General features: G+C 73.1%; 18 protein-coding genes. 7 read left to right on the top strand and 11 right to left on the bottom strand.

Annotation, left to right across the window (positions count from 1 at the left end; genetic code table 11):
* Nucleotides 1–28 precede the first annotated feature (28 nt).
* The 3 genes from SOM35_RS10385 to SOM35_RS10375 form a co-directional block, all read right to left on the bottom strand.
* Complete coding sequence (locus SOM35_RS10385; protein ID WP_320515336.1) at nucleotides 29–1,339, bottom strand: ABC transporter substrate-binding protein; 1,311 nt, start codon at nucleotides 1,337–1,339, stop codon at nucleotides 29–31.
* Nucleotides 1,336–2,577, bottom strand: coding sequence for a Gfo/Idh/MocA family protein (locus SOM35_RS10380; RefSeq protein ID WP_320515335.1), 1,242 nt, complete (start codon nucleotides 2,575–2,577; stop codon nucleotides 1,336–1,338). Before SOM35_RS10380 ends, SOM35_RS10385 begins: the two co-directional genes overlap by 4 nt.
* A 228-nt stretch (nucleotides 2,578–2,805) precedes the next feature.
* Nucleotides 2,806–3,594, bottom strand: coding sequence for a DeoR/GlpR family DNA-binding transcription regulator (locus tag SOM35_RS10375; RefSeq protein WP_301223261.1), 789 nt, complete (start codon nucleotides 3,592–3,594; stop codon nucleotides 2,806–2,808).
* Nucleotides 3,595–3,726: 132 nt separating this feature from the next.
* Between SOM35_RS10375 and SOM35_RS10370 the strand changes: the two genes are divergently transcribed.
* Genes SOM35_RS10370 through SOM35_RS10350 form a run of 5 tightly spaced genes read left to right on the top strand, consistent with a single transcriptional unit; the run spans nucleotide 3,727 to nucleotide 8,489 of the window.
* Nucleotides 3,727–4,605, top strand: coding sequence for an SIS domain-containing protein (locus tag SOM35_RS10370; protein WP_111074037.1), 879 nt, complete (start codon nucleotides 3,727–3,729; stop codon nucleotides 4,603–4,605).
* Nucleotides 4,605–5,561, top strand: coding sequence for an ROK family protein (locus tag SOM35_RS10365; RefSeq protein WP_320515334.1), 957 nt, complete (start codon nucleotides 4,605–4,607; stop codon nucleotides 5,559–5,561). Before SOM35_RS10370 ends, SOM35_RS10365 begins: the two co-directional genes overlap by 1 nt.
* Before the next feature lie 2 nt (nucleotides 5,562–5,563).
* Nucleotides 5,564–6,712, top strand: coding sequence for an N-acetylglucosamine-6-phosphate deacetylase (locus SOM35_RS10360; RefSeq protein WP_320515464.1), 1,149 nt, complete (start codon nucleotides 5,564–5,566; stop codon nucleotides 6,710–6,712).
* The gene (locus SOM35_RS10355) at nucleotides 6,709–7,656 is read left to right on the top strand and encodes a 1-phosphofructokinase family hexose kinase (RefSeq protein ID WP_320515333.1); all 948 of its coding nucleotides are present in this window, start codon (nucleotides 6,709–6,711) and stop codon (nucleotides 7,654–7,656) included. Before SOM35_RS10360 ends, SOM35_RS10355 begins: the two co-directional genes overlap by 4 nt.
* The gene (locus tag SOM35_RS10350) at nucleotides 7,653–8,489 is read left to right on the top strand and encodes a class II fructose-bisphosphate aldolase (RefSeq protein ID WP_320515332.1); all 837 of its coding nucleotides are present in this window, start codon (nucleotides 7,653–7,655) and stop codon (nucleotides 8,487–8,489) included. Before SOM35_RS10355 ends, SOM35_RS10350 begins: the two co-directional genes overlap by 4 nt.
* Before the next feature lie 25 nt (nucleotides 8,490–8,514).
* On the opposite strand, the gene SOM35_RS10345 is transcribed toward SOM35_RS10350, so the two are convergent.
* The 3 genes from SOM35_RS10345 to SOM35_RS10335 form a co-directional block, all read right to left on the bottom strand.
* Nucleotides 8,515–10,845: a S8 family serine peptidase gene (locus SOM35_RS10345; protein ID WP_320515331.1), complete on the bottom strand. Its 2,331-nt coding sequence runs from the start codon at nucleotides 10,843–10,845 to the stop codon at nucleotides 8,515–8,517.
* 141 nt (nucleotides 10,846–10,986) lie between these two features.
* Entirely contained in the window at nucleotides 10,987–12,375 is a 1,389-nt protein-coding gene (locus SOM35_RS10340) for an L-serine ammonia-lyase (RefSeq protein ID WP_320515330.1), read from the bottom strand.
* Between the two features lie 64 nt (nucleotides 12,376–12,439).
* Nucleotides 12,440–13,111 carry a response regulator transcription factor gene (locus SOM35_RS10335; protein ID WP_320515329.1) on the bottom strand — a complete coding sequence of 224 codons (672 nt, stop codon included), beginning with the start codon at nucleotides 13,109–13,111 and terminating at the stop codon, nucleotides 12,440–12,442.
* Nucleotides 13,112–13,245: 134 nt separating this feature from the next.
* Here SOM35_RS10335 and SOM35_RS10330 point away from each other — a divergent pair, with 134 nt between their 5' ends.
* Entirely contained in the window at nucleotides 13,246–13,521 is a 276-nt protein-coding gene (locus SOM35_RS10330) for a GlsB/YeaQ/YmgE family stress response membrane protein (RefSeq protein ID WP_204606634.1), read from the top strand.
* 102 nt (nucleotides 13,522–13,623) lie between these two features.
* Here the strand turns inward: SOM35_RS10330 and SOM35_RS10325 are convergent, their stop codons facing one another.
* Both SOM35_RS10325 and SOM35_RS10320 read right to left on the bottom strand, forming a co-directional pair.
* On the bottom strand, nucleotides 13,624–13,818 hold the full coding sequence (locus tag SOM35_RS10325; RefSeq protein ID WP_111074046.1) for a PspC domain-containing protein: 195 nt from the start codon (nucleotides 13,816–13,818) through the stop codon (nucleotides 13,624–13,626).
* A gap of 135 nt (nucleotides 13,819–13,953) precedes the next feature.
* Nucleotides 13,954–14,892, bottom strand: a complete 939-nt coding sequence (locus tag SOM35_RS10320) for an NADP-dependent oxidoreductase (protein WP_320515328.1) — start codon at nucleotides 14,890–14,892, stop codon at nucleotides 13,954–13,956.
* Nucleotides 14,893–14,992: 100 nt separating this feature from the next.
* On the opposite strand from SOM35_RS10320, the gene SOM35_RS10315 reads away from it, so the two are divergent.
* A complete protein-coding gene (locus SOM35_RS10315) occupies nucleotides 14,993–15,811 on the top strand; it encodes a shikimate 5-dehydrogenase (protein ID WP_253465471.1) in 819 nt (272 codons plus the stop codon).
* Nucleotides 15,812–16,473: 662 nt separating this feature from the next.
* Here SOM35_RS10315 and SOM35_RS10310 read toward each other — a convergent pair.
* The 3 genes from SOM35_RS10310 to SOM35_RS10300 all read right to left on the bottom strand — a co-directional run bounded on the left by SOM35_RS10310 (nucleotide 16,474) and on the right by SOM35_RS10300 (nucleotide 19,100).
* The gene (locus SOM35_RS10310) at nucleotides 16,474–16,917 is read right to left on the bottom strand and encodes an SRPBCC family protein (RefSeq protein ID WP_320515327.1); all 444 of its coding nucleotides are present in this window, start codon (nucleotides 16,915–16,917) and stop codon (nucleotides 16,474–16,476) included.
* Between the two features lies 1 nt (nucleotide 16,918).
* Nucleotides 16,919–18,364, bottom strand: coding sequence for a phytoene desaturase family protein (locus SOM35_RS10305; RefSeq protein ID WP_111074050.1), 1,446 nt, complete (start codon nucleotides 18,362–18,364; stop codon nucleotides 16,919–16,921).
* 67 nt (nucleotides 18,365–18,431) lie between these two features.
* Nucleotides 18,432–19,100, bottom strand: a complete 669-nt coding sequence (locus SOM35_RS10300) for a hypothetical protein (protein ID WP_253465480.1) — start codon at nucleotides 19,098–19,100, stop codon at nucleotides 18,432–18,434.
* Nucleotides 19,101–19,200: the final 100 nt, after the last annotated feature.

The following is a 19,200-nucleotide window of genomic DNA, read 5'->3' as shown; positions in this document are numbered from 1 at the left end:
TCGGGGTGCCCGACCGGCCGGCTCGTCGTCACTCCTTGGCGAGTGCTGCGTCCATCTTCTGGGCGAGTTCCTTCGCGACCTGGTCGACCGGCTCCGAGCCGTCGAACGCACTCGGGAGCAGGTTCGTCTCGAGGGTGTTCCACGCGGCGGTGTTCTTCGACACCGGCAGCGGCTTGGCGTACTCGACCGCGTCGAGGAAGACCTGCAGGTCGGCGTCCGGCATGGTCTTCGTGAAGGCGTCCTGCGTGCCCGTGTAGGCGGGGATGACCGCACCCATGTCGCCCTGCTGCTGCTGGGCGGGCTTGCTGGCCAGGTACGCCTGGAGTGCCTGCGCGGCGGCCTTGTCCTTCGAGCCCTCGGCGACGACGTTCGAGACGCCGTGGATGACCGTGGCCTGCTCCTTGCCCTTCGGCAGCGGGTAGGCGACGACGTCCTTCTCGATGTCGGAGCCGATCAGCGCGGAGCGGAACCAGCTGCCGCCCTGGTACATCGCGACCTTGCCGGAGGTGAACCACTGGTCTGCGGTGGTGTCGGTCAGCTGCTTGATCGAGGGCGAGGCGCCGGACTTGATGAGGTCGGTCCAGTAGGTTAGCCCGGCTTCGGCGGCCTTCGAGTCGTACTCCGACTTGTCGCCGTCGATGACCGAGCCTCCGGCCTGGAAGATCGTGTCGTAGTAGGTCGTCTGGCCGTCCATGCCGGCCGCGGCGCCGTACGCGCCGTCGGACTTCAGCTTCTGGGAGAGCTCGGCGCCGGTCTTCTGGAAGTCGCTCCAGGTCCAGTCCTTCGACGGCATGGGCACGCCGGCCTTCTCGAACAGGGCCTTGTTCATCCAGACGCCGATCGTGTCGAAGTCCTTCGGGACGCCGTACTGGGTGCCGTCGTACGTGTACAGCTTGTTGAGCGCTGCCGAGTAGTTGTCCGGGTCGATCGCACCGGACTTCACCTCGTCCGTGATCGGGGCGATCTTGCCGTTGGCTGCGTACAGCTGGAAGTTCGGGCCGTTCATCCAGAACAGGTCGGGCAGCGTGTTGCTCGAACCCTGCGTCTGCAGCTTCGTGAAGTAGCTGGCGTACGGGGTGACGTCGACGTTGACCTTGATGTCGGGGTACTCCTCGTTGAACCCCTTGATGTTGGCCTTGATGGCCTTCACCTGGTTCTGGTCCCAGACGGCGTACGTCAGGTTCGCCTTGGTGTCCTTCGCGACCTCGCCGGAGCCGCCGGAGCTGCCGGAGGACGAGGTGCTGCAGCCGGCGAGCAGCGCGACGGCGCTGACAGCGGCGGCGAGACCGAGCAGTGCGCGGCGGCGGCCGTGGCCCGGGCGGGCGGTCGGAGCGGTCATCGGGTGGTCCTTTCGGGAACGTCGTCGCGGTCGGGAGTGGTCGCGAAGTGTCGGAGGGTGGCGTCAGGGAGGGGCGGCACGTCGATGGGGACCGAGCCGTTGCGGAGCGAGCGGGTGGCGAGTGCCCCGGCGGCGACCGCGGCACGGGCGGCGATCGGGGACAGGGTGGTCGGCTCACCGAACGCCAGCGACCGGAGGAACTCGGTCATGGTGAGGAGGTCGGCGTCGGCGTGGCCGTCCTCGACGCCGTCGATCGGGTACTCGACGTCCCCGGCGACGTCCCAGTTGCGGCGGTGGTTCCAGACCTTGACCACGCCACCCCCGGTGTCCCCGATGTTCTCGAGACGCCCGTGGGTGCCGATGACCGTGTAGTTCCGCCAGTAGTCGGGCGTGAAGTGGCACTGCTCGTAGCTGGCCTGCACGCCGTTCTCGAGCGTCATCATGACCATCGACACGTCCTCGACGTCGACGACCGGGTTCAGGCCGGTCTGCTCGGCGGGCGGCCAGTTGTCGAACGAGAACCAGTCGGTCATGAGCTCGTCGCTGCGGTCGCGGCGGTCGGTGACGTCCCCGTAGACCGAGAGCGACCCCATGCCGACGACCCGGCTGGTGTAGGCGCCGGCGAGGGCGTGCACGACGTCGAGGTCGTGGCTGGCCTTCTGCAGCAGGAGCGAGTTCACCCGGCTGCGGTCGGCGTGCCAGTCCTTGAAGTAGTAGTCACCACCGTTGCCGACGAAGTGGCGGACCCAGACGGCCTTCACCTCGCCGATCTCGCCGCGGGCGATCACGTCGCGCATCAGGCGGACGACGGCCGCGTGCCGGAAGTTGTGGCCGACGTAGAGCGGGGTGCCGGTCTCGGCGGCGGTGTTGAGGACCGCGTCGGCGTCCTCGACCGTGATGGCGAGGGGCTTCTCGAGGTAGACGGCGATGCCCGCGCGGAGCAGGTCGATCGCGATCTCGGCGTGGGTCCAGTCCGGGGTGGTGACGATGGCGGCGTCCACGAGGTTCGGGGCGCCGTCGGTGCCGATCAGTGCGCGGTGGCCGTCGACCACCGTGGCGTCGGGCCAGGCCTCGGCGGCGCGCTGGCGGCCGGGTCCGGTGACGTCGGCTGCGGCCACGATCCGGGCGTCGACCCCGTCGGCGTCGAGTCCGGCGGCGGCGACGTGGTTCGCGATGTACGACCGCTGACCGATGCCGACCACGCCGACTCGGAGTGTGCGCGTGCTCGTGATGCTCATCTCGCTCCCTTGCGTGATTGTGACGGCCATGATGCCAAATCGATCATGAATGCACAATATGCGCTCACGGATCGCTCACGGAAGTGAGATGCGAGGGTTTAACACGCCGGTAACGTGACGGCGCTCGGACGGGAGGCACGGGGTGCGTCCCCGGGGCCGGCCCGGCTGCCGACGCGGCTCGCCCGGGCACCCCGTACGGGCCGCCCCGTGTGACGTGCGGGCCGGCGGTCAGTCGGCGACGACGAGCTCCACGCCGGCGGCGGCCAGGTCCGCGACGAACCGTGCCGGGACGTCCCGGTCCGTGACGAGCACGTCGATGCGGTCGAGCGGGCAGATCCGGGCGAAGGTGGAACGCTCGATCTTCGTCGAGTCGGCGACCACGATCACCCGACGCCCGACCGAGGCGAAGTGTCGACTGACCTCGGCCTCGCCCTCGTGCATCGTCGTGGCCCCGTACTGCCCGGTCAGCCCGTCGACGCCGAGCACGACGACGTCCAGGGCGAACTCGTCGAGCGTGTCCCGGACCAGTGGCCCGATCAACTCGTACGACTGCCGGCGTGCGACTCCGCCCGTGACGACGATCTTCACGTTCGCCCGGACCGACAGCTCGTACCCGATGTTCAGCGCGTTCGTGACGATCGTGATGCCGTACTCGCCGTCCGCGCGGATGAACCGCTCGCTCTTGCCGAGCTCCCGCGCCACCTCGGTCGTGGTCGTCCCACCATTGAGGCCGACGGTGTCCCCGGGGGCCACGAGTGCGGCGGTCGCGCGGGCGATCGCGGTCTTCGCTTCGGCCTGCCGCGCGATCTTGTACTGCAGCGGCAGCTCGTAGCCGGCGCCGAGGGCAGCCGCACCGCCGTGGGTCCGGGTGACCAGCCGCTGGTCGGCGAGGGTGGCGAGGTCGCGGCGGGCAGTGGCGGCGGAGATCCCGAGCTCGTCCCCGATCTCGGTGATCGAGACGTTGCCGCGGTCGCTCACCAACTCGAGGAGGGCGTTGAGCCTCTGCTGCGGGGTCATGGCGTCATCCTACGGGCGCTCCTCCGGCCCGTGGATGATCGGAAATGACGTTTTGCACTTGCATCGAGCACGATCGATCGTCATGCTGGCCGGTATCCGATCACCAAGGATCGGTCCGACCGGAAGGACACCATGTCCGACACCTTCGTGGGCGACGAGCTGGCATCGCAGCCGGCCTCCTGGCGCTCCGCGGCGGCACTGCTGCCCTCGTTCACCGACGTCCTGCCCCAGCCCGGCGAGCGCGTCGCCGTCATCGGCTGCGGCACGAGCTGGTTCATCGCGATGAGCTACGCCGTCGCCCGTGAGTCCGCCGGCCTCGGGCAGACCGACGCCTTCGCCGGCTCCGAGTACCCCGCCGACCGGCAGTACGACCGCGTCGTCACCATCTCGCGCTCCGGCACCACCACCGAGATCATCGACCTGCTGCGCGCCCTGCCGACCCAGCGCACCGTGCTCGTCACGGCCGTGCCGGACAGCCCCGCCGCCGCGGACGCCGACGACGTCGTCGCGCTGCCGTTCGCCGACGAGCGCTCGGTCGTGCAGACCCGCTTCGCCACCACCGCACTCGCACTGCTCCGTGCCTCGCTCGGCGAGGACGTCGAGGCCCTGGCCGTCCAGGCCGAGACCGCGCTGACGCTGCCGATCGACGACCTGCTCGACGCCGAGCAGGTCACGTTCGTCGGCCGTGGCCCCGCCGTGGGCCTGACGTTCGAAGCCGCCCTGAAGACCCGCGAGGCCGCACAGTTCTGGGCCGAGTCGTACCCGGCGATGGACTACCGTCACGGTCCGATCGCGATCGCACAGCCCGGTCGCCTGGTCTGGTCGCTCGGCCCTGTGCCGGACGGTCTGGCCGACGAGGTCGCCGCCACCGGTGCCCGCCTGGTGCACCACGACCTCGACCCGCTCGCCGGACTCGTCGTCGTGCACCGATTCGCCGTCGCCCTCGCCGAGCGCCGCGGTCTCGACCCGGACCACCCGCGCTCGCTCACCCGTTCGGTCATCCTCACCTGATGGCCGCGCGCGGGGCAGTGCTCGGGGTCGACGTCGGCGGCACGGGCATCAAGGCCCGACTGACCGGCACGGACGGACAGGTGCTCGACGAGCAGCGCGTCCCGACCCCGCGTGACGACCCCGCTGCCGAGTCCCTCGCCGTCGTCGTGGCCGAGCTCGCGGTGCACGCGCGCTCGGTCGCCCGACAGCAGGGGACGACCCTCGACGCCGTCGGCCTGGTCGTCCCCGGCGTGGTCGACGAGGCCGCCGGTCGTTCGGTGCTGTCGGTGAACCTCGGCTGGCAGGACGTCCCGGTCCGCCAGCGGGTCACCGAGGCACTCCGGGCGACGGGCACCGACGTCCCCCTCGCCTTCGGCCACGACGTCCGCGCCGGGGCCCTCGCGGAGGTGCAGTCCGGTGGGCTGGACCACGGCACGGTCGCGTTCGTGCCGGTCGGCACCGGGCTCGCCAGCGCCCTGGTCGTCGACGGCCGGGTCGTCAGCGGTGACGGCTGGGCCGGCGAGATCGGCCAGGTGCGGATCCCCACCGGGCCGCACGCGGGCCTCCGGGTCGAGGAGGTCGCCTCGGCCGGTGCCGTCGCCCGCCGGAGCGGCGCCCCGTCCGCCCACGCCGCGATGCTCCGCGTCGTCGACGGCGACCCCGTCGCCCGACGGGCGTGGGACGAGTGCGTGGCTGTCCTCGCCGACGCGCTCGCCTGGCTGACGGCGACCGCCGGCTGCCACACCCTGGTCATCGGCGGCGGGCTCGCGCAGTCCGGCCCGCTCCTGCTCGACCCCCTCGCCGTGGCCGTGACCGACCGTCTGGTGGGCGTCCGCGTCCCGACGCTGGTCGGCGCGCGGCACGGCGACGCTGCCGGTGCGATCGGCGCGGCCCTCCTCGCGCAGGGGCTGCTCGCCCGCGACCTGGAGCGCAACCACGACCTCGCCCACGACCACCCGAGGGTGGTGTCGGCGTGACGATGCTCGTCCGCGCGCCCCGCGTCGTCACCGCCGCGGCCGACCTCACCGACGGCTGGATCGCGGTCACCGACGGCCGGGTCGCCGCGGTCGGCACCGGCCCGGCTCCGGACCACGACGCCGTGGTCGAGGCACCCGGCACCGTCGCGCCGGGCTTCGTCGACCTCCACGCACACGGCGCACTCGGCCACGACTTCGCCTCGTGCTCGGTCGACGAGGCCCGCGCCGCTGTCGCCCACCACGCCGACCGCGGGACGGCCCACCTGGTCGCCTCGATCGCGACCGGCACCGTGCCGGACACCGTCGCCGCGCTCCACCGGCTCCGCCCGCTCGTCGCCGACGGCACACTCGCCGGGCTGCACCTCGAGGGGCCCTGGCTCGCCCCCGCACGTCGAGGCGCGCACGCCGCCGCCCTGCTGCACCCGCCGACCGCCGCCGAGGTCGAGCTCCTCGTCGACGCCGGCGGCCCCGCCCTCCGGATCGTCACGCTCGCCCCCGAACTCCCCGGCGCGGTCGACGCGGTCCGCCGACTCGTCGACGCCGGCGTCATCGCGGCGATCGGCCACACCGACGCCGACACCGAGCAGGTGCAGCGCGCGGTCGACGCCGGAGCGACCCTGGTCACCCACCTCTTCAACGGGATGCCGCCGCTGCACCACCGCGAGCCCGGTCCAGTCGGGGTCGCCCTGACCGACGAGCGACTGACCGTGGAGTGCATCGTCGACGGCCACCACCTGGACCCGGTCGCCGTCGGCCTGGTCCGCCGTGCCGCTGGCAACCGCCTGGTGTTCGTCTCGGACGCGATGGCCGCCACCGGCTGCGCCGACGGGGCGTACCGGATCGCCGGCTCCGACGTCGTGGTCGAGGGCGGGGTCGCGATGCTCGCCGACGGGTCCTCGCTCGCCGGCAGCACGATCACGGTCGGCGACGCCGTCGCCCGGGTCCTCGCCGCCGGTCCCTCCGCCACCAGCGCTGGCGAGGCCCGTCCGGCCAGCGCGGACCCCGGTGCCGTCCGGGAGGCGGTGGCCGCCTCGTCCGTGCACGCTGCGGCCCTGCTCGGCCTGCGCCCACCCCTGTCGGTCGGGTCCGCCGCCGACCTCGTCGTCCTCGACCCGGAGGGCCGCCCCACCGTCCTGGAGGTCCCCGCGTGATCGTCGTCGTCACCCCGAACCCCGCCGTCGACGTCACCTACCGCGTCGCCGAGCAGACCGTCGGGGTCACCCAGCGTGTCCTCGAGGTCGTCCGTCGCCCGGGCGGGAAGGGCGTCAACGTCGCCCGGGTGCTCGCCGCCGCGGGAACGGTGACGACCTCGGTCCTGCCGCTCGGCGGGACGTCCGGGACCTGGGTCGCTACGGCGCTCCAGCAGGACGGCCTGACGACCACGGCCGTGCCGGTCGGCGGTGACACGAGGACCACCGTCACCGTCGTCGACGACCACGCGCACCCGACCATGTACGGCGAGCCGGGGCCCGTCGTCTCGGCGGAAGAGTGGGCGACCGTGACCGCTGCCGTCCGCACGGCCCAGCGGGACGCGACCGCGCTCGTCGTCTCGGGGTCACTGCCCCGCGGCACCGACCCCGGCGTGGTCTCGCCCTGGATCCGCAGCGCGGTCGACGCCGGGCTGCTCGTCGTCGCCGACCTGTCGGGTCCGGCGCTCCTCGAAGCCGCCGCGGCGGGCGCCACGGTCTGCAAGCCCAACCGCGAGGAACTCCTCGACGCCACGGGAGCGCCGGACGAACGCTCGGGTGCGCTCGACCTGCTCGCGCGCGGCGCCGGGGTCGTCGTCGTCTCCGCCGGCTCGTCGGGCATCACCGCGCACACCCGCGACGCCGTCGTGACCGTCCCCGCGGTGCCCGACGTACACGGCAACCCCACGGGAGCCGGGGACGCTGCCACCGCCGGGCTCGTCCTCGCGCTGACCGGACCGGGCAGCCGTCCGACCGCAGCCCTCGCCCCAGCCGCTCTCCGCCACGCCCTGGTCACCGCTGCCGCGTACGGCGCCGCAGCGGTCCTCCGTCCCGTCGCGGGCGAGGTCGACCTGGCCGCCGTCGACCGCTTCACCACCCTGCTCGACCGAACCGGGAGCCCCACATGACCACCGCCCTCGCCCTCACCGGCCTCCTCGACTCCGCACGCACCGCCCGCCGGGGTGTCGGCGCGTTCAACGTCGTCCTGCTCGAGCACGCCGAGGCGATCGTCGCCGGCGCCGAGCGGGCCGGGCTGCCCGTGGTGCTGCAGGTCAGCGAGAACTGCATCCACTACCACGGTGGCCTGACGCCGATCGTCACCGCGACCCAGGCCGTGGCCCGGGCTGCCGACGTCGAGGTCCTCGTGCACCTGGACCACATCGAGGACACCGCACTCGTGCACGCGGGCATCGACCTCGGTGTCGACTCGATCATGTACGACGGCTCGCACCTGGACTACGACGCCAACGTCACCGCGACGCGGGAGCTCGCCGACCGCTGCCACGCAGCGGGCATCGCGATCGAGGCCGAGCTCGGCGAGGTCGGCGGCAAGGACGGCGTGCACGCCCCCGGGGTCCGTACCGACCCGTCCGACGCCGCGGCGTTCGTCGCCGCGACCGGGGTCGACGCCCTGGCGGTCGCCGTCGGGACGTCGCACGCGATGCAGACGCGGGAGGCGTCGGTCGATCGCGACCTCGTGGAACGGCTGCGGGCCTCCGTGCCGGTGCCCCTGGTGCTGCACGGATCCTCCGGGCTGTCCGACGAGGAGCTGCGGGGCGCGGTCCGCGCCGGCATGACGAAGATCAACATCTCGACGCACCTCAACGGGCTGTTCACCCGAGCGCTGCGGGACGTGCTCGACGAGCGACCGGACCTGGTCGACCCGCGCCGGTACGTGTCGGCGGGACGTGATGCGGTCGCGGTCGAGACCGCCCGGCTGCTGACGCTGCTCGCCGGGTAGCCGGGTAGCCGGGTAGCCGACCGGCTCAGCCTCGGGTGTGGCTCGCCCAGAGCGCGGAGCGGCCCTTCCGGAGCACGACGTTGCCGTCCGACCCCATGCGCAGGGTCACCCCCGTGCCGCCCTTCCCGCCCGTACCGGTCGACCAGCGTCGGTCGCCGAGGGGCCCGGCGAGCAGGAGGTCCCCGTTCGGCAGGAGCAGGAGGGACGCACCGGCGCCGCCACCCGCCTTGCGGTACACGGCGGTGCCGCGGACCGTGACGACGAGTTGCCCGTTCGAGCGGACGGCGAAGCGGCGGAGCCCGCTCGCGTCGTGGATCGCCTGGCCGGCGACGAGGGTGGCACCGGGGACGAGCTGGTCCGTACCGGGTGCACCGTTGTGCCAGAGGAGCGCGCCGTCGCGCGCGGTGACCCGGACGTCGCCGGTGTCGTCGACGGTCAGGCGAGCACCGCCGGACGCGGTGCGGGCCGACGTCGACCAGAGGACCGTGCCCGACGGTGCGACCACCGCGAGCACCCCGCTCGCATCGAGGCGCAGGACGGCGCCGTCGGCCGAGCCGGTGCTACGCCAGAGACGGCGGCCGTTGCCCCACTCGACGAGCGAGCCGTCGGCCTGCAGGTCGAGCCAGTACTGCCCGGACGGCGAGTGGATCGAGGTCCCGCCGGGGACGGTCCGGTTCCCCGAGACGATCGCGGTCGCGGTCGCCCCGGCCGTCGTGGTCGGGGCCGTGCAGTCCTCCGCCGTCGGGAGCAGCCGTCCGAGAGCAGACCAGTTCGGCGAGCCGAGACCGGTCGCCGCGTCCCACCCGCGGGCCGCCCGGGCCGTGCCGTTGCTGCCGGTGACGACGTCACGGAACGCAGCCGGGTTCCGGTACAGGGCCTGGTGCACGTCACCGACGCCGGCGGCGCACCCGCGGGCGGTCACCGCGACGGCGAGCTGTCCGGCGAGCACCGGGGACGCCAGGCTGGTGCCGCCGCCGAGCACGAACCCGTGTGCGGTCGACAGGTACACGCCGAGTCCCTTCGCCGGGTCGGCGAGTGCGGCGACGTCGGGCAGCTGGCGCTTCGTGCCGCTGGTCCCCGTCCCGGTCTGCCACGCGGGTCGGGCGTAGGCGCTCGAGGTCCCGCCACCACCGGCACCGAGGGTGTTCGACCAGCCGGCCTCGGTCCACCCGGTCTTCGTCTTCGTGAGCGAGGTGCCGCCGACGCCGACGACCGCGGGCGAGGACGCCGGGTAGGACACGTCGCGGATGGTCGTCCTCGGGCCGGTCGGGCAGCGTGCGCCGTCGTCACCGGTGGCGGCGAAGACCGTCGCGCCGGCGGCGACGATCCGGGACAGGGCGGCGTCGAGGGCGGCTCGGGCGTCCGCCGGGGTCCGGGTCTCGCAGCTGCCCCAGGAGATGCTGACGGCGGTGATGCCGGCGCTCCGGACCTCGTCCGCGATCCGGCTGTACGCGTCGTAGCTGCCCTGGAACGAGTTGTCGGTGACGTACACGCGCTGCCGGGCGCCGGGCGCGACGGCGAGCAGGGCCTGCTGGTCGATCGCGACCTCGGTCTCGCCCTGGGAGCCGTCGCCGACGTGCGGGTCCACGCCGTCGACCGCGATCTGGTCGAGCGCGGGCAGCGGACGCCCGCTCGCGACGGCGTACGCGCTGAGGTCGTTGCGGTCCCACCCGGAGAACTGCACGGTGGCGATCGTCGCGCCGGCACCCGCCGTGGCCGAGCCCGTGGACCGGTACGCACCGGCGAGGTCGGCGGACGCGTACCCGGCGGGGACGGCGGCGTGCGCCAGGGCCGGACGGGTGTCGAGGCCGAGCACCGAGACGACCGCGCCACCGAAGGACTGCGGGACGGTCGGCGCGGTCGTCGGGTGCATGCCGTCACCGGTGCCGACCAGGGTGACGCCGAAGAGTGCCTCGGCCTGGGCGGCGGTGCCGTGCGCCTCGACCTCCCACGTGTCGGTGTCGGTCACGGCGAAGCCGGCGCCGGTCAGCACCGATCGGGTGCGCGACGGGGCGTCGTCGGCGGGGGCCACGGCCTCCACCGCGTCCGCGCGCTGCTCGGCGGTGTCGCCGGTGGTCGCCGTGGGCAGGGCGGCGAGGGCGGCGGGGTCCGTCGGACGGAGGACCAGCGTCAGGTCGACCGGGGCGTCACCGGGCGTCGCGCCGGCGGTGGGGTCGGCCGGTGCGGGGACGCCGGCGGCGGCCGGCACCGCGGTCGCGGGGGCGACCGGTGTGGTCGTGGCAGCCACGGGCGCGGTCGCCGCGGGCAGCGCCTGCGCCGGCCGGCCCGTGCCGGTGACGGCGAGCGCCACGGCCACGGCGGTCGCGGCGAGGAGGGTCGGGGTACGGCGTGGCATCGGCGATCGCTTCCGGGGATCCGGGACGACGACCGTCCCTGGCCGTCGGTCCGGGGTGCCGGACGGTGCACGGTACCCCGGCGTTCCCGGCCCGCCGCAGCCCCAGTTCCGGGGCCGCAGCTCGGTGCGGGGTCGTCCGCGTCAGCAGAGCGGGACGTTCACCGCGAGACCGCCCATCGCGGTCTCCTTGTACTTGTGCGACATGTCGGCGCCGGTCTGCCGCATCGTCTCGACGACCTGGTCGAGGGAGACGTGGTGCACGCCGTCCCCGCGCAGTGCCATCCGGGCGGCGTTCACGGCCTTGTTCGCCGCGATCGCGTTCCGTTCGATGCACGGGATCTGCACCAGGCCGCCGATCGGGTCGCACGTCAGGCCGAGGTTGTGCTCCATCGCGATCTCGGCGGCGTTCTCGACCTGCTCCGGGGTGCCGCCGAGCAGTTCGGCGAGCCCGGCCGCGGCCATCGAGGCGGCCGAGCCGACCTCACCCTGGCAGCCGACCTCGGCGCCGGAGATGGAGGCCCGCTCCTTGTAGATCGAGCCGACGGCGCCTGCGGTGAGCAGGAACCGGACGATCGCGTCGTCCCGGCGGTCCGGGGTGATCGTCGGCACGTAGGTGAGCGCGTAGAAGAGGACGGCCGGGATGATGCCGGCGGCGCCGTTCGTCGGGGCGGTGACGACGCGGCCTCCGGAGGCGTTCTCCTCGTTGACCGCCATCGCGGTGAGGTTCGTCCACTCCATCGCGAAGAGCGGGTCGTGCCCGGGGTCGTCGCGGGTGAGCTGCTCGAACCAGTCGGCGGCGCGGCGTCGGACCTCGAGGCCGCCCGGCAGCGTGCCGGTGCGACGGACGCTGCGGTCGACGCAGTCCTCCATCACGGCGTGGATGCGGAGCAGGCGGTCGCGGACCTCGGCCTCGGTGCGGGTCGCGGTCTCGTTGGCGAGGGCGACGCCGCTGACCGGGAGGCCCGTGGTCGAGCAGGCCGCCAACAGCTCGGCCCCGCTGGAGAACGGGTGGGGCACCGCGTCGGTCTCGACCGGGATCGCGGTGCCGGCGACGTCCTCGCCCGGCTCCTCGTCACCGTCACGGGCGATGAACCCGCCGCCGATCGAGTAGTAGGTCTCGACGGCGGTCTCGGTGCCGGTCGCGTCGAAGCTCCGCAGGCGCATGGCGTTCGGGTGCCGCGGCAGCATGGTCAGTGGGTGCAGGACGATGTCGCTGAGCCGGAACGCCACGGTCGGGCCGTCCGCCAGGGTCAGGCGACCGGTGGACTCCAGGGCGTCGAGCGCCGCCGTCATCACGTCGGGGTCGACGTCCTCGGGCCGGTGACCCATCAGGCCGATCGCGACCGCGCCGAGTGTGCCGTGTCCGTGCCCCGTCGAGGCGAGCGAGCCGTAGAGGTCGACGCGGATGCTCGTGACCGGCAGGTCGGCGACCCGTTCGGCGAAGTCGACGCCGGCGCGCATCGGGCCCACCGTGTGGGAACTCGACGGCCCCACACCGATGCTGAACAGATCGAAGACGGAGACCGGCACGACATCGAGCCTACGCCGTCCGGACGGCAGGCTCAGTGGCCTGGTCGGGCCTGCCACCAGTGGATCAGGGCCCGCCGAGCCAGTGGTCGATCCGGTGGTGGTCCGGGCTGAACCCGTTCGCGACGCCCCAGAGCACCGCCTGGGTGCGGCTGTCGGACCCGATCTTGCGGTAGACGGAACGGATGTGTGACTTGACCGTGTTCGGGCTGAGGTAGGTCAGCTGAGCGACCTGCGCGTTGCTCTTGCCCTGGGTGATGAGCGCGAGGACCTCGGACTCGCGATCGGTGATGCCGACGCCCTTGCCCGGCCAGTCCAGGCCGTCGGCGCTCGGGGCGCGACGTCCGGCGCGGCTGACCACGACCTCGCCGGCAGCGATCCGCTCGAGCGCGTCCACCAGGTCGGCGGCACCCAGCGTCTTCGACAGGTACCCGTGCACCCCCTCTGCGAGCGCTGCGTCGACGAGCTCTTGTTGGAAGTTCCACGTGTAGACGACGACGTGCCGTGCTCGTGGGTTCGCGACGAGTGCGGCGATCTCGACCTGGTCGGACTCCGGCTGCGCGAACGAGTCGTAGAGCACGATGTCGATCGAGTCGTCGAGCTCTGCGTTGGCGTCGATCTCGGCCACGACGATCCGGTCGCGGTGCGCGTCGAACATGTGCGCGAGGCCCTTGAGGACGACGTCGTAGTCGTCGACGAGCGTCACGAGGAGCGGAGTGGTGGGAGCGTCGACCGGCATGGGGCTACCTTTCCACCCCAAAGGGTGAGACGGAACACCCCTGGGGGTGGAAGGGTTGTCGACGTCGCCCGATCGGGTGACGGACGCGCTCGGCCCTTCTACCGGTCGTGCAGAACGCACCAAGGAGTCAGCCCATGCTCGGTCTCATCCTCAGCCTCATCATCGTCGGCCTCATCGCCGGCGCACTCGCCCGTCTCATCGTCCCCGGCAAGCAGGACATCAGCCTCGTGATGACGATCGTGCTCGGCATCATCGGCTCGTTCGTCGGTGGCTTCCTCGGCTTCTTGATCTTCCAGCACGACCCGATGGACGGCTTCTTCCAGCCGGCCGGCATCATCGGCTCCATCATCGGCGCGATCATCGTGCTGCTCCTCTACACGCGCTTCGCCGGTGGCCGCAGCCGCCGCTGAGTGCCTGGACGACGAACAGGGTCCGGATGCGATGCGTCCGGACCCTGTTCGTCGTTCCCGTCCCGTCCGCGTCGCCGGACGGACCCGCGGGAGCGGGCGGGATCAGCGCCGCCCGCCCTGGGTCGGCATCACGATCCAGAGCACGACGTAGGCGATCCAGAGCGGCCCGGGGAACAGGCTGAGCAGGACCCAGAGCACGCGGACGGCGGTGCGGGACCAGCCGAAACGGTCGGCGATACCGGCACAGACCCCGGCGAGCAGGCGACCGGAGCGGGGGCGGTGGAGTGTGTTCGTCATGTCCTCGACGCTACGGGTCGAGACTGCGTGGCGGCATCCGGCCAGGCCCCCACTCCGGGGTGGGGACAACCCCACCGAGACGGGACGAGCCTGCCGGACGGTGGTCGGGCCTCCTGGCTGGTCCGGCCCGCCGTCCTACGGCAGCAGGACGATCTTGCCGCGGGTGTGGCGCTCCTCGAGCTGGGCGTAGGCGTCCTGCACCGCGTCGAGCGGGAAGGTGGCGGCGATCGGGACCTCGACGGAGCCGTCGGCGACCATGTTCGCCAGCGCCGACAGGATCTCGGGGTCGGCCGTGTCCGCGCTGCCCGACGCCATCGCGCCGACCTCGGCCGCGGCCTCGAACGCGATGACGGTCTCGATGCGGTCGGCCGGGACGCCGAGCGTGATGCCGAGGTGCACGTACTCGGCGCCGAAAGTGTCGATGACGGCGTCGATGCCGTTCGTGGCGAGCTCGCGGATGCGGTCCTCCAGCCCGTCGCCGTACGCGACCGGGCGGGCGTTCTTGGACTGCAGCCACTCGTGGTTGGACTCGGAGGCGATCGCGATGACGTCGATGCCCTCGTTCGTCAGCAGCTGGGTGACGAAGGAACCGACACCACCGGCGGCACCGGAGACGACGACGGTCTCGCCGGCCCGCGGGTCGACGGCGCGGACGGCGGCTGCGGCGGTCGTCGCGGCGACGTCCAGGCCACCGGCGGCCTCCCACGACAGCAGGCGGGGCTTCGGGACGAGCTGGCCGGCGGGGACGGAGACGTACTCCGCCTGGCTCGAGCGCTCCCACGACCAGCCGAGGACCTCGTCGCCCTCCTCGAACCCGTCGACGTCGAGGCCGATCGCGGCGACCGTGCCGGCGAGGTCGGTGCCCTGGCCGGAGGGCAGCTTCTCGGGGTCGTGGTCGTCGACGACACCCTGGCGGATGGCGGACTCGCCGGGGTTGATGCCGGCGGCGCGGACCTTCACGAGCACGCGGCCGGGCTCGACCTCGGGAACGGGGACCTCGGCGACGTGCAGGACGGAACGGTCGCCCCACTCCTCGAAGCGGACGGCGCGCATGGTGTCAGGGAGAGCAGTCATCCCCGCAGACGGTACGCCAGGCCGGCCGCGGTCGTCGCACTCCACGCTGACAGCGGCGGTATGGACCGCTCCATCGCACCGCTCGTGGGAGACTGACGACATGCCCATCCTCCACAAGGACATGCAGCTGTGCATCTCGCTGGCCGCCCGTCCGAGCAACATCGGCACCCGGTTCCACAACTTCCTCTACGACGAGCTCGGGCTGGACTACGTCTACAAGGCGTTCACCACGACGGACCTGCCCGGGGCCGTCGCCGGCATCCGCGCGCTCGGCATCCGCGGCTGCTCGGTGTCGATGCCGTTCAAGGAGGACGTGATCGCACTCGTCGACGAGCTCGAGGAGTCCGCCGCCGCGATCCGCTCCGTCAACACGATCGTCAACGACGCCGGGGTCCTGACCGCGTCGAACACCGACTACGAGGCCGTCGCCGCCCTGCTCGACTCGCACGGGGTCGACCGCGACGCCCGGGTGCTGCTCCGGGGCTCGGGCGGCATGGCGAAGGCGGTCACGGCGGCGTTCCGTGGGGCCGGGTTCGCGCACCTCACCGTCGTCGCCCGCAACGAGGCGACCGGCAGCGCCCTGGCGGACCAGTACGGGTACGCGTGGGTGGGCGCCGAGGAGCAGGCCGGCGACGCCGACGTCCTGGTCAACGTCACCCCGCTCGGCATGCGCGGCGACCAGGAGGACGCGCTGTCCTTCGCCCCGGACCGCATCACCGCGGCAGGCACCGTCTTCGACGTCGTCGCGTTCCCGTCCGAGACCCCGCTCGTCCGGGCCGGCCGCGACGCCGGTGCGCACGTCATCACGGGTGCCGAGGTCATCGCGCTGCAGGCAGCGCGCCAGTTCGAGCGGTACACGGGCGTCGCGTTGACGGCGGACCAGGTCGCGCGCGCGAGCGCGTTCTCCCGCCAGGAGTAGGTGGGGCGGCACGGCGGCGAGACACCGCCGAGTGCGCCAGACGCCGCCACTCCCCGCGGCGTCTCCCGCAGAACGCGGCGTCTCACACAGACGGGGGCGTCTCGGGCCGGGAGGCGCGGGGCGGGGCCGCACCGACCCTCCCGTCCGCCACACACCGGCACCACGGCGAGACGCCGCCGCTTGCGCGAGACGCCGCCACTCCCCGCGGCGTCTCCCGCAGAACGCGGCGTCTCACACAGACGGGGGCGTCTCGGGCCGGGAGGCGCGGAACGGGCCCGCACCGACCTACCCTCCCGTCCGCCACACACCGGCACCACGACGAGACGCCGCCGAGTGCGCCAGACGCCGCCACTTCCGGCGGCGTCTCACGCAGAACGCGGCGTCTCACACAGACGGGGGCGTCTCGGGCCGGGAGGCGCAGGGCGGGGCCGCACCGACCCTCCCGTCCGCCACACACCGGCACCACGACGACACACCGCCGAGTGCGCCAGACGCCGCCACTTCCGGCGGCGTCCCGCGCAGAACGCGGCGTCTCACACAGACGGGGGCGTCTCGGGCCGGGAGGCGCGGGGCGGGGCCGCACCGACCCTCCCGTCCGCCACGCACCGGCACCACGGAGACACCGCCGACTCAGGCGGCCGTCACGCGCTGAGCGCGACAGCTCAGCGGCTGCGCGCGCGCCCCGCGGCGACCCAGCCGAGCCGCCGCGCGGTCTCGTGGTTCCGGAGCCAGATTCCGGGCTGCGCGAGGAATCCGGGAACGAGCGTGCCCGGACCCTTCACCGGGTTCTCGCGCAGGGTGATCCGGCAGCCGCGGGGGTGCGGCTCGACCTCGACCTCGACGTGGGCCTCCCCCACCGGCCACCCGCGGGCCTGGATCACCATCCGCCGGGGCTCGTCGTACTCCAGGACGGTGGTGGTGTCGTTGATGACGAACGGCCAGACGCCGAACGAGTGGTGGATCTCGGTGCCGACCGCGGGCCACCCGGGGTCCTCGCCGCGCATCCGCGACGCACCGACGACCCACGTGGGGTAGAGCCAGCCGTCGCGGAGGACGTCGAACACGTCCTCCGGGGTGCAGTGGATGATCCGGACGTTCTTCGCCATGTCAGCTCCTCGGTGCCAGGTCGACGTCCACCGGCAGCCCGTACGTGTGCCGGAGGGCGCTCTTCGCCGCGTGCCACCCGGCCATGCCGTGCACCCCGGGCCCGGGCGCCGCGGACTGCGACGCCAGGTACATCCCGCCGCCCATCCGCCACGGGTCGCTCGAGAGCACGGGCCGCTTGACCAGCTGCCAGAAGCTCGCGGCACCGGCGGCGATGTCCCCGCCGGAGTAGTTCGGGTTGTACTGCTCCATGTCGTGGGCGGTCCTGCTGTTCGTCGCGACGATGGTGTCGCGGAAGCCGGGGGCGAACCGTTCGATCTGCCGGATGACGCTCTCCTGGTGGTCGACGGTCGAGCCAGCGGGGACGTGGGCGTACGCCCAGAAGACGTGCCCGCCCTCGGGTGCCCGGCTCGGGTCGACGACGGTCGGCTCGGAGCCCAGCACGTAGGGGCGGTCGGGGTCCTGCCCGCGGGCGACCTGCGCCTCGGCCTCGGCGATCTCGGCGCGGGTGCCGCCGATGTGCACGGTGCCGGCGCGGTGCAGCTCGGGGTTGGTCCAGGGCACCGGCTCGGACAGGGCGAAGTCGACCTTGGCGGCGGCGTTGCCGAACCGGAAGTGCCGCAGGGCTCCGCGCTTGGGCGCCGGCAGCTGGTTGCCGGCGATCCGGAGCATCGACGGGACGCTGGTGTCGAAGAACACCGCCTTGGCCGGGGTGAGGTCGCCGAGGGAGTGGACCTCCCGCCCGGTCTCGATCGTGCCGCCGTGGGCGACGAGGTCGGCGGCGAGCGCGTCGACGATCGCCTGGCTGCCGCCGATCGGCACCGGCCAGCCGCGGGCGTGGGCGTAGACGCCGAGCGACAGGGCCGCGGCCGCGGTGGCGAGCGAGGGCATGTGCTGGATCGAGTGCGCCGCGACGCCGCTGATCATGGCCGGGGCGACGTCGTCCCGGAAGCGGAGGTTCCAGGCGCGGGAGCCCTGCTCGAGCGCGCGGAGACCGAAGCGGGCGACCGTGACCGGGTGCCGCGGGACGTGCAGCAGGGCGTCGGTGGCGAAGTCGGAGACGCGGTCGGCGTGCTCGACCAGCGGGGCCATCAGCTGCCGGTAGGCGCGGCCGTCGACCCCCAGGGCATCGGCGGTGCGGTCGAGGTCCTGGTACGCGATGCCCGCCCGGCCGCCGTCGAGCGGGTGGCCGTACTGCACCTCGGGCAGGCGGAGTTCGATGCGCCGCTCCATGCCGAAGGCGCGGAAGAACTCGGACTGCAGCGCCATCGGGTGCACAGCGGAGCAGACGTCGTGCAGGTACCCGGGCAGCGTGAGTTCCTTGGTGCGCGCACCGCCGCCGATGGTGTCGTTCCGTTCGACGACCTCGACACTGAGACCGGCCCGAGCGAGGGTGACCGCTGCGGCCAACCCGTTCGGTCCGGCTCCGACGACCACCGCATCAACCATGCGGACGAGCCTACGGAGTGGCGGCTGGACACGGGTCGAGGCGGTCCCGTGCGTTGACGGCCGAGCGTCAGCTCGTGGTGGTGTCCGCCTCGGCCGGGTCGGTGCCGTCGTCCGGTCCGTCGGCGTCCGGTTCGTCGGCGCCGACGGGGGTGCCGGAGCCGACCGGGTGCTCGGCGACCAGGGTCGCGAAGTCCTCGTCGAGGAGCTGCTGCACCCGCTCGTCACGCCCGACCTCGTAGTCGTCGGCCGGGCGCTGGGCCCACCCGAGACGCCCGACGACGGTGGTGCCGATGTCGTCCCACGCGCGGGCCCGGGCGGCCAGGACGATGCCGTCGACGAAGTGCTGGTCGTCGCGGCGGGCGTCGAGGCGCTTGGCCAGTTCTTCGTACGTGGCCTCGCGCGTGCGGAGCTTCAGGTCGTCCCCGCGTCGGTAGTCGTGCTGGTGCTGCGAGCGCCCGCCCTGCTTGCTCGACCGGACCCGGATCTCCCGCATCCGCTCGGCGTCGCCGCGCTGCTCCTCGGCCATCCGGTGCAGTTCCTGTCGTGCGGCGTCGGCGATGAGCGCGTGGTCGAAGTACCCCTGGTCGCGCAGGGCGTTGGTGATGATCCGGTTCGCCACGGCGACGGTCACCGCCGCCTTGGCGATGAGGAACCCCTCGTCCACCGCGCGCTTCAGTTCGACCTGGCTGACGGGCCGATCGCGCACGTCGGGCTTGCGTCGTCCGAACAGTGCCATGCGTCGACGATAGCGGCGACCGGGTGCCCGCGGGCTGCGGGACCGGCCCGCTGTGGAGGAACGGTCCGACCGCGGAGGAACGGTGCGGCCGTGGACCGAC

The sequence above is a fragment of the Curtobacterium sp. CFBP9011 genome (assembly GCF_034045095.1).
Classification (GTDB): Bacteria; Actinomycetota; Actinomycetes; order Actinomycetales; family Microbacteriaceae; genus Curtobacterium.
Note: the sequence above shows the minus strand (reverse complement) of the source record. Positions and strands in the feature narration are given on the sequence as shown.